This is a genomic window from Massilia sp. DJPM01 (assembly GCF_030348125.1).
GTDB classification, from domain to species: domain Bacteria; phylum Pseudomonadota; class Gammaproteobacteria; order Burkholderiales; family Burkholderiaceae_D; genus Telluria_A; species Telluria_A frigida.
The window spans coordinates 122,340-136,510 of the sequence record NZ_JAQOZV010000014.1 but is presented as its reverse complement, the minus strand read 5'-3'; the positions used below and the strand labels follow the sequence as shown (position 1 = coordinate 136,510).

The following is a 14,171-nucleotide window of genomic DNA, read 5'->3' as shown; positions in this document are numbered from 1 at the left end:
CTGATGTCGGCCAGTTCAGAAAAATCGTTTTGCAATTGGCTCATATGCATACGCCAGATTCGGCGATTGAAACCAAACAACTTGCTTTGGCAATCTATTCGGCTATGAACTCGCTGACACTGGACGAGCGGACCGCGATCGTCCTCCGGGAGCTTGAAGGTCTCAGTTACGGCGAAATCTCAAAAATCATGCAGTGCCCCGTCGGGACCGTACGAAGCCGGATTTTTCGAGCGAGGGAGGAAATTGTGAAACAGATAAACCCCTTGCTTGACTCATCTAGAACTAGCCGCTTTTAGCCGGAAGGTGCGCGGTGTTTCGAGGTGCTTCCAAATGCCGAAGAGAAGATGGGTTTCCCCGGTTTTGCTTTCGTCGCATATACATTCCGCGACCGCGGCGCCCACCGGAAACTACCTCTGGTTGGGCGACCTGCGTTTGTTATCCTATTTTTTTGGTGTTTCCGTGCCATGTATAAGCGAGCCAGCCTGAAGCCATCGCTTCGGCCGGGCTTGCATTTATGCGCGAAGTGCGTCCATCTGCACGCCAGCAGCAATGGCGCTCTTCAGCCATGCAGGACGAGGACCAATGCCGGCCCAGGTGTTCGCTAAATTGGTTGGGTCTTGGTAGACAGTCCCTTCGCGCCGCTTCTTCATTTTCCCCATCTTAACGCCCTCCGCCTCCTGAAGAAGCGTTTGTAGGGGGACGCCAAGGCGGTGTGCTACGGCGTATATTTGCTCGATAGCGTCAGCCCGCTCCTTCTTGTGCCGCGAAGCTATCAGAGCGCTAATTTTTTCGTTCAGGTCGCGAAGTTGCCTTAATGACATTTGTGATAAATCCATATTACTCCCAATTATAGTTGCAGCTTAGAACGCGTATTCTATAGAAAGTTTGGATTCGGTTACGGGGGTTACAACTCTCCAACTGTTAGCCGCGATTACGAACACCATACTTATTTGCATCACAACAACGGTTGAAAGAAACACGATGTATAGCACCGAGACTTCGCAGCCTACTTACTCCGCAACGATTGAATTTGTTAAAGAGCCCATCCTGATCCCGTGCTCGTGCGACCAGTGCGACTGGTCCGGCGTGGCCGCAGATCTGGCAGAAATTGGCGATGCGTCACTTACACCTGGCGCCCCCTCGCCGGCCGGGCGGTGCCCACATCGCCCTTCAACACCCGACAGCGATGCCGGCGTTCATAAATTGCCGTGAAATCAGCGACTTGCCGCGATCATGCGGGTCAGGACCAGCGCCGCCAGCGCGGCCAGCAGGTGCTTGAGCGTGTGGCCGCTGAGCGCCTGGATGGCGCTCAGGATGGCAGCGTCGGCCAGCTCGCACAGCTTGGCCAGCACGTACAGGCCGATGGCGACACCAAATGCACGCCGCTGCGCCGGCGGAGCGCCGGCCTGCCATTGCAGCACCGGGACCAGCACCAGCGGGGCCAGCTGGATCAGCAGGTAGGGGCCAAGGTTGCCGCTGGCCGACCACCAGAACACGCTGGCCGCACCCAGGGCGCACAGCGCGGCCAGCGTGGGCAGCGGCGTAAAGCGCGTGGGGAAGGCGTCGTGCAGCGCGGCGGCGAGCAGCGACACGCAGGCCAGCGCGATCGGCAGGCGGTCCCAGACCAGGCGCGTGTCATCCGGGGCCAGGTGGTACCAGGAAGAGCCGAAGCCGGTCAGCAGGATCGCGACGAAGAACATGGTGTGGGCGGGCCGCGTGGGACGCACGTGCAGCAGGCCGGCCAGCCCGATGAGCAGGAAGCCGAGGTTCGACAGCACGTCGGCGGCGTTGGCCAGGCCGGACAGCGAACGCACGTCGGCAAAGGCGTGGTAGCCGGCGGGCTGCGCGATCGGACCGGCCAGCAGCATGGCGGCGGCGAGAAAGGCGGCAACGTAAACAGCGGCGTTGGGTCGGGCTTGGGTAAGCTGCATGACGGTCCTTGGCAGTGGAAAGAAGCTCACTGTGACGCGTCCGGCGCGGGCGCGGGAAAGGATGGCGGGAAGTACCGTCGGGCAGGACATTCGGTGGCGGATTCCGATACGCCCCGGCCTGCGCGTATTGAGGCATCGTCAGCATGGCGTGCGCCAGGCTTGTCTTTTCTTTAAACCGCTTTTTATCGATCGCAAATACTGGAAGTCTGCCAACCGCTGGCCACTTCAAGGAGAAACAGCATGAACGTCACGCTCTATATCAGCCCTGCCGAGAATCAGCCAGGCAACTATCTGGTGGTCGTCAACGGCGATGGTTTCTACAATTCGGTCAACAAGAAAGTCGGCGCCCGGATTCGCGGGGACGATGAGTGGTTCGATGACACACTCTTCAGTATTGGCGGAACCGGCATCGAACGCGTCGGTGTCGACGGCAGCTTTTCGCTGTCGAACACCGTATCCGCCAACCAGCTGAACGAGGACTGGGGCCAGGATGAGGTGTATGCCCTGGTCAGCGTGGAAGGACTGAGTGGCTCGTTCAAGACCAACACGATCAAACGCGACTTCTGACCTCCATCCCCTCGCCGCCAGCGGCACGGCGAGGGGATCGCAGGTTTTACTTCGCCGCCACCTTGGCCGGCTCGTTCATGCGCAAGGCCCGGCTCAAAAAGCCCCAGCGATCCGCCACTTCCTCGATCAGCTTGGTGGTCGGCTTGCCGGCGCCATGGCCCGCCTTCACATCGATGCGGATCAGGATCGGCGCGCTGCCCGCCTGCGCCGCCTGCGCCGCCGCCGCGAACTTGAAGCTGTGCGCCGGCACCACGCGGTCGTCATGGTCGGCCGTGGTGATCATGGTGGCCGGATAGCACGATCCCGCCTTCAGGTTATGCAGCGGCGAATACTTCACCAGCGCCTTGAATTCATCCGCATTGTCGGACGAGCCGTAATCCGAGATCCACGCCCAGCCGATCGTGAATTTATGGAAGCGCAGCATATCGAGCACGCCCACCTGCGGAATGGCCGCCGCGAACAGCTCCGGACGCTGCGTCATCGCCGCACCGACCAGCAGGCCGCCATTGCTGCCGCCGCCGATCGCCAGCTTCGCCGGCGAGGTCACCTTGTTCGCCACCAGCCACTCGGCCGCGCCGATGAAGTCGTCGAACACGTTCTGCTTGTGCAGCTTGGTGCCCGCCGTGTGCCAACCTTGGCCGTACTCGCCGCCGCCGCGCAAGTTGGCCACCACGTACACGCCGCCCATTTCCATCCACGCCAGGTTGGCCGTCGAAAAGCTCGGGGTCAGCGAGACGTTAAAGCCGCCGTAGCCGTACAGGTAGGTCGGATTGCTGCCATCGAGCTTGAGGCCCTTCTTCGACACGATGAACATCGGCACCTTGGTGCCATCGCGGCTGGTGTAGAACTGCTGGCGCGTTTCGTAGGCGTCCGGATCGAAGTCCACGGTCGGCTTGCGGAACACCGTGCTGGCGCCGGTTTTCATGTCCAGGCGGTAGGTGGTGGTCGGGTTGGTGAACCCGGTGAACGAGTAGAAGGTCTCGCTGTCGCCACGCTTGCCGTCAAAGCCCGACACCGAGCCGATACCCGGCAACGCGATGTCGCGTACCAGCTTGCCCTTGCGGTCCATGACCTTGACCACGCTGCGCGCGTCGGCCAGGTACTCGGCGATGAACTGCTTGTTCACCAGCGAGACGCCGACCAGGGTTTGCGCGGTCTCTGGGATGATCTCTTTCCACCGCTTCTCGGCCGGCTTGCGGATGTCGATGGCGACCAGGCGCGAACGCGTGGCATTCTTGTCGGTGCTGAAGTAGAACACCGGGCCATCGTTGTCGATGAAGTTGTAAAAAGCCTCGAAATTGTCGATCAGCGGCACCACCTTGGAACCCGGCTTGGTCAGGTCCTTGTAGAACATGCGCGACTTCTGCGCGGAACCCTTGTAGGCGGTGATGATCAGGTATTTGCCGTCGTTACTCACCTCGCCGCCGAAGCCCCATTCCTTTTCGTCCGGACGGTCGTAGACCAGGGTGTCTTCGCCCTGCGGGGTGCCGATCTTGTGATAGTACAGCTTCTGGAAGTAGTTGATGCCGGCCAGCTTGGCCGATTCTTCCGGCGCATCGTAGCGGCTGTAGAAAAAGCCCTTGCCATCCTTGGTCCAGGAAGCACCCGAGAACTTGACCCACTTCAGGTGGTCGTCCAGGTCCTTGCCGGTGTCGATGTCGCGCACTTTCCACTCGTTCCAGTCGGAGCCGGATGCGGCGGTGCCGTAGGCGAGGTACTTGCCGTCAGGGCTGACGGCGCTACCGGCCAGGGCCACCGTGCCGTCCGCGGCCAGGGTGTTCGGGTCGAGCAGCAGGCGCGGCTCGTCGTTCAGCGACTTCATGGTGTAGAGCACCGCCTGGTTCTGCAAGCCGTCGTTGCGGCTGTAGAAATAGCGGCCGCTTTCCTTGTACGGCACGCTGTAGCGCTCGTAGTTCCACAGCTTGGTCAGGCGCTCCTTGATGGCGCTGCGCTCGCCGATCTGGCCGAGGTAGGCCTGGGTCACCTTGTTCTGGGCGTCGACCCACTCCTTGGTCTCGGCGCTGTTGGCGTCTTCGAGCCAGCGGTACGGGTCGGCGATGCTGGTGCCGTGATACATGTCCTGCTGCTCGACTTTTTTCGTGACCGGATAGGTCGTTGGCGTGCCGCCGGGGGCGCAGGCCGGGGCCTGGGCCTGGGCCAGTGCTGGTCCGCCGAATGCGGCGAGCAGGCTGGCGACGAGGACTGCATGTCTCATTTGCATGGTTCTGTCTCTTGATGGAATGGGCAACTTTGCCGGGAAAGATAATAGCGCGAAATCCGGGCCGTGGCGATGGCCATCCCCGCATCACGCCATGCGAATCAGGCCGAACCGACCGTATCCGGATACGGCAGCGCCGACCTGGCCGGCGGAGTCCAGGCGGCGATCCAGCCAAGCAGTTTGTCGGCGGCGATCGGGCGGCTCATGAAGTAGCCCTGGCCCTGGTCGCAGCCGAGCGCGGCCAGCAGGCGCCACACCGCTTCGGTTTCGATGCCCTCGGCCACCACGCGCAAGCCCATGTTGTGGCCCAGGTCGATGGTCGAACGCACGATCTTGGTGTCGCCGATATCGTTTTCCATGTTCAGCACGAACGATTTGTCGATCTTGAGTTCGTCGACCGGCAGGCGCTTGAGGTAAGCCAGCGAGGAATAGCCGGTGCCGAAGTCGTCGATCGACAGGTCGACCCCCATCGCATGCAGGCGTTCCAGGGTCAGCTGGGCGCGCACCGGGTCGTCCATGATCGCGCTCTCGGTGATCTCCAGGCAGAACGCGCCGGCCGCCAGCTGGTGGCGCGCGAGTATCTCCTTGAATTTGGCCGGCAAGTCCTGGTCGAGCAGGTCGCGCGTGGACAGGTTGACCGAGATCTTCAGGTGGATGCCCTGCCGCTGCAAGTCGCTGCACAGCGCCGCCGACTGGTCCAGCACCCAGCCGGTGAGCACGCGGATAAACCCGGTCTGCTCGGCGAACGGGATGAATTCGTCCGGGAACACATTGCCGCGCTCGGGATGGGCCCAGCGTACCAGCGACTCCACGCCCACCACCTCGCCGCTATCGAGCCGGATCTTGGGCTGCACGTGCAGGCGGAATTCGTTGCGCTCGATGGCGTTGCGCAGCTCCGTGAGCAGGCTCAGGCTCTTGGCGCTGGATTTGTCCATCGCCGCGTCGTAGGCCACGGCGCCATCGTTGCGCTGCTTGGCCGCGTACATCGCCACTTCGGCCATCGACAGCAGCGATTCGGGATCGGCGCCGTTGATCGGAAACGCGGCCATGCCCAGACCGGCGCCAATGTCGACCGTCTGGTCTTCCAGCGAGAGCGGCACTTCGAGCGCGCGCAGGATGCTGGCGGCGACCTGGTGCGCATGGTCGGTCGAGGAGGCCGCCAGCAGCACCACGAATTCGTCGCCGCCCAGGCGCGCCAGCTGCGCTTGCGGCTCGCTCTCGCCGAGCAGCGTGCGCAGGCGTTCGGCCACCTTTTGCAGCAGGGCGTCGCCAAAGGCGTGGCCCATGACGTCGTTGACGTGCTTGAAGCGGTCCAGGTCCATCATCAGCACGAACACCACCTGCTCGCGCTGGCGCGCCTCGGCCAGCGCCTCGCCCAGCTGCAGCACGAACTGGGCGCGGTTGGGCAGGTCGGTCAGCGAATCCCAGTAAGCGAGGCGGCGGATTTCCTGTTCGCGCTTGGCGATCCCGTCGCGCATGCCGGCAAAGGCCTTGGCCAGCGCCCCGATTTCATCCTTGCGTTCGAGGTCGATGCGGCCGTCGTAGTCGCCCAGTTCCATGCGGCGCGCGCTGCCGGCCAGTTGGCGCAGCGGTTGCGCGATGCGCATCGCGGTGAGCACCGCCACCGCGCACGCGACCAGGGTGGCGACCACGGTGAGGATCACCAGGGTGCGCTGCAGGCCGGTGTATTCGGCCTTGGCGGCGTCGATCGAGCGCGCCAGCAGCACGTCGGCGCGGCGCGCGCCATCGACGCCGAGCGGCAGCCGGCGCGCGCTGTAATGGATGGCGCCGGCATCGAGGTCGAACGGGCGCGCCAGGTTCTCGGGCAGGGTCTGCAGGGTGCGCGCCACGCCCGCCATGACGCCGGCCGGCAGGGTCGTTTCAAGCGGCGTCCAGGTCCCGTCCGGGTCGCGCGTGAGGATCGCCACTTCCAGCTGCGAGAGCTCGCGCATGTCGAGGAGCAGCTGGCGGTCGAGATGAAAGCCCATGACCACCCAGGCGATGGTGAGCGGGGCCTTGACCGGCATGATCACCACCTGCACCGGACGCTGGTCGACAATGGCGACGGCGCTGGCGCCATCGTTGTGTTCGGCCTTGTCGAGCAAGCCGAGGACCAGCTTTTCGAGCGAGCCATTCTTGACGATCCCGTTTTCGACGATGACGCGGCGTTCGCCGTCGATCAGCATGGTCAGGTCGGCCCGCGCGCGCCGCCCGCTGTTGGCCAGCGCCGAGGCGATGGTGGCGCGGTCTTCCTCGTCGCCGTTGCCGATGGCTTGCACGAACGCGGTGTCGCGCGCCAGCACCTGGGCGGAAAAGCGCTGCTTCTGGGCGTTTTGCTCCATCAGCTTGCGGAAGACTTTTTCACCGTTGAGCAGTTCCGTGGCGATGCTGGAACGCGCATTGACATTGATGCCGTGCTCGATCACCACCAGCCCGATCGCCTGCACGGCCAGGATCAGCACCAGGAACAGGGTGACGATGCGCCCTTCCAGGCTGTTGAAACGTAACATCATGCTAGTAAGGCGCACCCGGCGAGTCCGGGTCCGGCGCCGGCGGTTTCATGGTGAGCTTGACGCTGGCGGCGGTGGCGCCCTCGCCCGCCTTGACCGCGACGGCTTGCTCGACGGCGCCGCCGGCCATGTTGAAATGCCAGGACGACAGCGTGTATTTACCGGCCGCCGGCAGCTCGATGCGGGCCACTCCGGCGGCGTCGGTCTTGGCGAAGAACGGGGTGTCGGCCACCTTGATGTAGGCCAGCATGCGGTCGTGGATATTGCAACCGAGCACGACGATGCCAGCCTTGTCGAACACCTGTGGCGCGGCCGCCACGCCGGAGTACAGCTTCTGGTCGAATTTCTTGGCGGGCGAGAAGGAATAGATGTGGTGCTTGACCTTGTCGTTGTTCGGGAACGACACCCGGCTGCCGGTCTGGATCACCGAGACCAGCGGCAAGAAGCGCAGGCCGCGCTGTTCGATCTCGGCCGGCTTGAGCGGCTTGGGCAGGGGTGCGCCACCGTCCGGCTCGGCCGTCACCACCACGTCGGCCAGCGGCTTGCCGCTGCTGTCGTTGACCTGCACCGTAATGGCGCTGGCGGCAGCGGCGGCGCTGGCCAGCGACATCCCGGCCAGGCAGATCAGACGAAGCAATGTGTTCATGGGCGCGCATCCAAGGTGGGCAGTCCTCCCGCCGGCGGACGGGGCGGGTGCGAGCCTATTGTAGCGTCTCGAAGAAAGTTCCGAGCAGAACTTTCAATGGAGTTGGCAGACGAGGAAGAAATGCGATGCCGGCGCGGCAGCAAGCGGCGCGCGCACACGTTGGCATGATGAACACGGCCTTACGGCGCGCCGCGCCCGCCCTTGGCGGCGTGGGCGATCAGCCACTGGCGCGACTGGTCCAGCGCCGAGCCGATCTCGGCCGGGGTGAGACGGCGCGCCACGATGGCCTTGTTGGCGTTGGCCGTTTCGTCGCCGGCGTCGGCCGCGAGCAGCATCCACATATAGGAGCGCACGGCGTCGCGCGCCACGCCGCGCCCGCTGTTGTACATGCCGCCCAGGTTGTACTGGGCCAGCGCATGGCCCTGCTCGGCCGCCTGGGTGTACCAGTAGACGGCCATCGCATCGTCCTGCGGCACGCCGTGGCCGTTGGCGTACATCACGCCCAGGTTGTTCTGGGCGCTGGCGTCGCCCTGCTCGGCGGCGCTGCGGTACCAGTGCGCGGCCTGGCCATCGTCGCGCGGCACGCCCTGGCCGCTGGCGTAGATGACGCCGAGGTTGAACTGGGCGTTGGCCGCGCCCTGTTCGGCCGCGCGGCGGTACCATTCGAGGGCGCGGTACTCGTCGCGCGCGGTGCCGCGCCCGTTGGCGTACATGCTGCCCAGATTGTATTGCGCCAGCACGTGGCCCTGTTCGGCCGCGCGCGCGTACCAGCGCAGCGCCCGGTGTTCATCCTGCTCGGCGCCCTGGCCGTTGGCCAGCATCACGCCCAGGTTGAACTGGGCATCCTTGTCGCCCTGTTCGGCCGCGCGCTGCAGCCAGGCCACGGCGCGCAAGGGATCGGCGCGCACGCCCACGCCGTCGGCATAGGCCACGCCCACGTGGCGCTGGGCCATCGGGTTGCCCTGGGCGGCCGCCTGGCGGAACCAGCACAGCGCTTGTTCGTCGCTGGCCTCGACACCCTGGCCGCGCTTGTACATCAGTCCCAGGTTGAGCTGGGCCACGGCATCGCTTTGCAGGGCCGCCTTGCGAAACCAGCTCATCGCCAGTTCGTAGCTGACCGGCGCGCCCTGCCCGGCCAGGTAGCATTCGGCCAGCAAGGTCTGGGCGCTGGCCGAACCCTGCTCGGCGGCGCGGTAAAACCAGGCCAGCGCCTGTTCGTGATTCTGTTCGACGCCCTTGCCCTTGCGGTACATCAGGCCCAGGTTTTGCTGGGCCGAAGCCTCGCCCTGTTCGGCAGCGTGGCGGAACCAGCGGGCCGCCTCGGCATCGTTGCGGGCCACGCCGCGGCCGTGGTAATACATCGATCCGAGGTGGTTCTGGGCAAATGCCAGTCCCTGCTGGGCCGCCTGGCGCAGCCAGGTGAAGGCCTGGTCGTAGTCGCGGTCCTTTTTGTACAGGAGCCCCAGGTTGAACTGGGCGTAGGCATTGCCGCGTTCTGCAGCCAGGAGGAACCAGATGAAGGTTTGATAGTTCTCGCGGGTAGTATTCTGGCGGTCCATGCTTCATCCTCCGGCGCCAACGCCGTTGAAACTGCAGAATTATTGGGCTGCAACAGGCAATAAGCGACCTGAGAAGTATTGCTAAAATTTTAATAGGACAAGCGTGCCGGAGTTTGACTGGGAACAAGCGGACCCGCAGGTTGGCACGTTAGGCGGCATGAAAAAACCCCGCTGAGATCGCTCTCGGCGGGGTTTGGTTTCGGCTTGAAACAAATTCGGGCTTGTCCCCGCTTAAAACTTGGTGCGAACGCCGAACAGGAAATTTCGGCCCGGCAGTGGCGACACCTCTTTCAATACCGAGGTCGACAGGCGTATATCCTCGTTCAACAAATTGCGCGCGATCATGAACCAGGTCAGGTCGGCGCTACCGATATGCTGGGTATAGGACAGATTGGCGCCGACCTGGGTGTAGCCCGGAGTGGCGTCCTGCTCGAAACTGGCGAGCCGGTCCTGGCGTTGGGCGCGCAGCAGCGACAGGCCGGCGCGCAGCGGACCGCTGCGGTACCCAAGATCGGCACCGATGCGCGCGGCCGGTTGCAGCGGCAGGCTGCCGCTCTGGTCGAGCTTGCCGCGCGAACTGTCGGCAAAGGCGCGCAGGGACAGGCCCTCGCCGTGCTGGTTGTAGCTCACTTCCGCTTCCGCCCCGCGAATGCTGGCGTTGGCTTGCTGGTAAATGCGCTGCAGCAGTTCTTCGCCCGGATTGCCTTCTTCATCGACGCGCGCGCCGCTGATATTGCCGTAGACGAAATCCTTGACCTTGTTCTGGAACACATTGGCCTTCCAGCGCACCAGGCCGGATACTTTCTGGAGCGACAGTTCGATATTGCGCGAGCTTTCCTTTTTAAAGTCGGCGTTGCCGATGTCAAACGTCTGGGTGGCGTCGTGCGGGCCGCCCGAATACAGTTCCTCGGTGGCGGGGGCGCGCTGGGCCACCGAGACCGTGGCGCCGCTGGCGTAGCCGGGCATGAAGGGCCACATGGTGCCGACCGAGTAGGAACCCAGGTCGAACTGGCGCTCCTGCTTGCCCAGCGGGGTGCGCTTGACCGATTCCAGGCGCGCGCCGGCGTTGAGCTTGAGCGGGCCGAAGTCGCGCTCCTCGACCAGGAAGGCCGCGCTCGAGGTCGAGCGGGTCACGGGCACCGTGTCCGGCCCGCCTTCGGCGCTCAGGGCGCTGAAGTGGGTATTCTCGGTCTGCATGCCCAGGGTGCCGTGCCAGCCGGCCAGCGGCGCGTGGGTCAGCTCGGCGCGGGTTTCCAGTGCACGGTTCTTGAACAGCACTTCCGGACGGTTTTCGTGGTCCAGTTCGGCATGGTCGTAATCGGTATAGCCGACCTTGAGCTTGATGTTCTCGACGCCGGCGAAGGGCTTGTTGAACAGGCTGTCGGCATCGTAGCGGATCTGCGACTGCTCGATCTGCGAGCCTGCCAGGGTCGGGATGCCGTAGCGGTTATTCAGCGTCGACACCGATACGCCTGCATGGCCCCAGTCGCCGATCAGCGAGGCGCCGGCGCCGAGCGTGTCCTGGCGCGTGAACGATTGCGGCAGGCGGCCCGAAGCCGAGGCCGGATCGCCCACTACCCGGTTGTCGGGAATCTTGTAGTCGTCGGCGCGGCGGATGTTGCCATCCAGGTGAAGACCGATATTGCCGAGCGCCGCATCGACGGCGCCCGAAGCGCTACGGCCACGGTCGACCGTGCCGTAGCGGGTTTCAAACTGGCCGGATGGATGGGTTTCGAGCGCGGCCGGGATGCGCTCGTTGACCACGTTGACCAGGCCGCCGATGGCGCCCGAGCCGTACAGCAAGGCGGCCGGGCCGCGCAGGATTTCGATCTGGCGCGCCACCGCGCCGTCGGCCGAGACCGCATGGTCGTTCGACAGGCCGGACACATCGGCCACCGCCATGCCGTTTTCCAGCATCTTCACGCGCGCGCCTTCCAGCCCGCGGATGATGGGGCGCGAGGCGCCGGCGCCGAAGCCGGAAGCGGACACGCCGAGTTCCTGCGACAGGGTTTCGCCGAGCGAGGAGCCGAGCTTGTCGCGCAATTCATCGCCAGCCAGGATCTTGGCGGGCGAGAGAATCTGGTCGCCTTCGGACTTGCCGAAAGGCGTGGCGGTGACCACCACCTTGGGCACGACCGGATCGGCGGCCGCGGATGCGGCGGCGCCAACTTGCGCGTTGGCGTGATTGAGGGCGGACAGGGCGGACAGGGCGGACAGGATCGCGCTGGCAAGCAGCGTACGTTGGACATTCATGATAATAAAACCTCAGGCAAACAAAGAGTGACAGACAGGTGCACGCGGGCAGGCCGCGCGCGGCCTGGCGTATGCACAAGAAACAGGGAAAGCGGCTGTCAGGCCTGAGGTGGTCCGCGCGGTTCGAACGCGTTGAGGGTGCGCGCACGCGCCGCCTGGGGGGAAATCGATGCGGCCAGCGTCAGGCCGGCATCGGCCAGCACGAAGCCGTGCGCATGGCTGGCCAGCGGTCCGGCCAGCTGGGCGAACGCCAGGCACTGGTCGCAGCTCTGGTCGCGCGCGATGGCGCGCGAGAGCGCACTGCCGTCGCCGTCAGGCTGCGGCTGGGCCTGCGCCAAGGCCTGGCTGGCGGCGGACGCGGTGTTCCAGTGCGACATCACGTGCGTGGTCGCCATCTGCTGCGAGATCAGCAGCAGAAGCGACAACAGGATACGAATGGCGAACTGGCGGGTCATGGTGCCAATATTGTAAAGCGATCAGGCGTTTTGCGGCGGTTTTTTTGCCAGCAGTGCCGCGTCGGCCTCCTGGCGCAGGTAAGCGGGCACCTTGGCGGCGCTCAGTTTGTTCATCGATACCAGCAGCTGGGGCGCGACCGAACCGAAACCATAGGTGTGGCCCAGGTGGCGCGCGATGTGGATCAGCACTTCGGCCGCCACTTCGGCATCGGACTCGGCGCGGTGGGCGGCGCTGCGGAAACGAATCCCCAGCTGGCCCGACAGCAAGCCCAGCTTGTAGCTCGACAAGCCCGGAAACACGCGGCGCGACAGCTTGAGCGAGCACACCAGCCCCTCGTGCGCCGTGGCCAGGCCCAGCCGTTCCGCCTCGGCCTTGAGGAATTTCTCGTCGAAACTGGCGTTATGGGCGGACAGCGCATCGCCGCCGATGAACTCCAACAGTTGCGGCAGCACCCGCTCGACCGGCGGCGCGGCATCGACCATGGCCTGGGAAATGCCGGTCAGCTCGCTGATAAAGTAGGGAATGCGCGCACCACAATTGACCAGCGACACATAGCGCTCGGTCACGCGGCCGTCGACGATGCGCAGCGCCGCCACCTCGGTGATGCGGTCGCCGTTGGCCGGCGACAAGCCCGTGGTCTCGAAATCGAGCATCACGATCGGTTTCTCGAACACGGCGCGTCCTAACCGAACTTGCGCACGGCGTCGAGCGCGAGGCCGGCACCGATGCTGCCGAACAGGTCGCCTTCGACCTTGCGCGCCTTCGGCACCAGCGCGCCTATGCGCTCGCGCAACATGCGCACGCCGCTCGATCCGCCGGTGAAGAACACGGTGTCGACCGCGTCCGGCGCCACACCGGCATCAAGCAACAGCTTCAGCACCGTCTGGTCGATGCTGCCGACCAGGTGGCTGATGGCATCGTCGAACTCGCTACGGTGCAGCAGCAGGTCGACCGGCGGCGACAGGCGCTCCAGCGCGAGGGTGGCGCTGGCGGCGTCGGACAGGGCGATCTTGCCCTCCTCCACCTGCATCGCCAGCCAGTGGCCGGAGCGCTCTTCGATCAGGCGCTGCAGGCGGCCCAGCTTGTCCGGCTCGCGCGCGTCGCGCGCCACGTCGGCCAGCTGCGCCGCCGCCTTCTTGGTGTAGGCCAGGTTGATGGTGTGCCAGGTCGCCAGGTTGAAGAAATAGCTCGACGGAATCGCGCTATTGTTATTGAGCAGGGTCTGGTAACCGAGCAGCGGCATCACCGAGGCCAGGCTCAGGTATTTGTCGAAGTCGGTGCCGCCGATGTGCACGCCGCCGGTGGCCAGGATGTCGTCGCGCCGCTCGGCCTTCAGGGCCCGTTCGGGCGACAGGCGCACCAGCGAAAAGTCGGAGGTGCCGCCGCCGATGTCGGCGATCAGCACCAGTTCCTCGCGCCGGATCTGCGACTCGTAGTCGAAGGCGGCTGCGATCGGCTCGTACTGGAAGGCCACGTGCTCGAAGCCGACCGAACGCGCCACCTCGGCCAGGGTATCCTCGGCCAGGCGGTCGGCAGCCGTGCTGTCATCGATGAAAAACACCGGACGGCCGAACACGGCCGAGTTGAAGCTGCGCCCCGCTTCGCGTTCGGCGCGGCGCTTGACCTCGCCGATGAAGTGCCCGAGCAGCATGCGGAATGGCAGCGCGCGCCCGCCGACCTCGGTCTGGCCGTCGATCAGGCTGGTCCCGAGCAAGCTCTTGAGCGAGCGCATGAGGCGCCCCTCGTAGCCGGCAAGATAGCCTGCCAGGGCCGCGCGGCCATAGCTGACCTCCTCGTCCTCGGCGTTGAAAAACACCACCGAGGGCAAGGTAGCCTTGCCATCCTCGAGGGCGAGCAGAGCCGACTGGTCGGGGCGGACCCAGCCTACTGTTGAGTTTGACGTTCCGAAATCGACGCCGCAAGCATTCGCCATGGTACCCTTTAGATTAAGGGGCGGTATTATACCAGAGTGCGCCTGAAACGGGCATTCCTCTGCATTGTCGCTCTGGCGCAACTGAAAAGCACCGATTC

12 protein-coding genes are annotated in these 14,171 nt (G+C 64.7%); 2 read left to right on the top strand and 10 right to left on the bottom strand.

The features are described 5' to 3' along the window. The coding region (locus PO883_RS11860) for a sigma-70 family RNA polymerase sigma factor (RefSeq protein WP_289309947.1) at positions 1-296 on the top strand (296 nt) is incomplete at its 5' end. Between the two features lie 216 nt (positions 297-512). On the opposite strand, the gene PO883_RS11855 is transcribed toward PO883_RS11860, so the two are convergent. Together PO883_RS11855 and PO883_RS11850 are read right to left on the bottom strand one after the other, a co-directional pair. Further along, complete coding sequence (locus PO883_RS11855; protein ID WP_289309946.1) at positions 513-836, bottom strand: H-NS histone family protein; 324 nt, start codon at positions 834-836, stop codon at positions 513-515. 378 nt (positions 837-1,214) lie between these two features. Continuing rightward, entirely contained in the window at positions 1,215-1,931 is a 717-nt protein-coding gene (locus tag PO883_RS11850) for a hypothetical protein (RefSeq protein ID WP_289309945.1), read from the bottom strand. A 240-nt stretch (positions 1,932-2,171) separates the two neighbouring features. Between PO883_RS11850 and PO883_RS11845 the strand changes: the two genes are divergently transcribed. After that, positions 2,172-2,498 (top strand): hypothetical protein, encoded by a 327-nt coding sequence (locus PO883_RS11845; protein ID WP_289309944.1) that lies wholly within the window; start codon positions 2,172-2,174, stop codon positions 2,496-2,498. Between the two features lie 46 nt (positions 2,499-2,544). Here PO883_RS11845 and PO883_RS11840 read toward each other — a convergent pair whose 3' ends face one another. From PO883_RS11840 to PO883_RS11805, 8 genes are all read right to left on the bottom strand, one after another. Continuing rightward, entirely contained in the window at positions 2,545-4,719 is a 2,175-nt protein-coding gene (locus tag PO883_RS11840; protein WP_373890054.1) for a prolyl oligopeptidase family protein, read from the bottom strand. 98 nt (positions 4,720-4,817) lie between these two features. Beyond that, on the bottom strand, positions 4,818-7,229 hold the full coding sequence (locus tag PO883_RS11835) for an EAL domain-containing protein (protein ID WP_289309942.1): 2,412 nt from the start codon (positions 7,227-7,229) through the stop codon (positions 4,818-4,820). A gap of 1 nt (position 7,230) precedes the next feature. Continuing rightward, on the bottom strand, positions 7,231-7,872 hold the full coding sequence (locus PO883_RS11830; RefSeq protein WP_289309941.1) for a methylamine utilization protein: 642 nt from the start codon (positions 7,870-7,872) through the stop codon (positions 7,231-7,233). Between the two features lie 179 nt (positions 7,873-8,051). Beyond that, positions 8,052-9,431 carry a tetratricopeptide repeat protein gene (locus PO883_RS11825; protein ID WP_289309940.1) on the bottom strand — a complete coding sequence of 460 codons (1,380 nt, stop codon included), beginning with the start codon at positions 9,429-9,431 and terminating at the stop codon, positions 8,052-8,054. Positions 9,432-9,662: 231 nt separating this feature from the next. Further along, on the bottom strand, positions 9,663-11,684 hold the full coding sequence (locus PO883_RS11820) for a TonB-dependent receptor (protein WP_289309939.1): 2,022 nt from the start codon (positions 11,682-11,684) through the stop codon (positions 9,663-9,665). Between the two features lie 98 nt (positions 11,685-11,782). Next, on the bottom strand, positions 11,783-12,139 hold the full coding sequence (locus PO883_RS11815; RefSeq protein WP_289309938.1) for a hypothetical protein: 357 nt from the start codon (positions 12,137-12,139) through the stop codon (positions 11,783-11,785). Between the two features lie 21 nt (positions 12,140-12,160). After that, positions 12,161-12,814 (bottom strand): 3'-5' exonuclease, encoded by a 654-nt coding sequence (locus tag PO883_RS11810; RefSeq protein ID WP_289309937.1) that lies wholly within the window; start codon positions 12,812-12,814, stop codon positions 12,161-12,163. Positions 12,815-12,822: 8 nt separating this feature from the next. Further along, entirely contained in the window at positions 12,823-14,073 is a 1,251-nt protein-coding gene (locus PO883_RS11805) for an Hsp70 family protein (protein ID WP_289309936.1), read from the bottom strand. Positions 14,074-14,171: the final 98 nt, after the last annotated feature.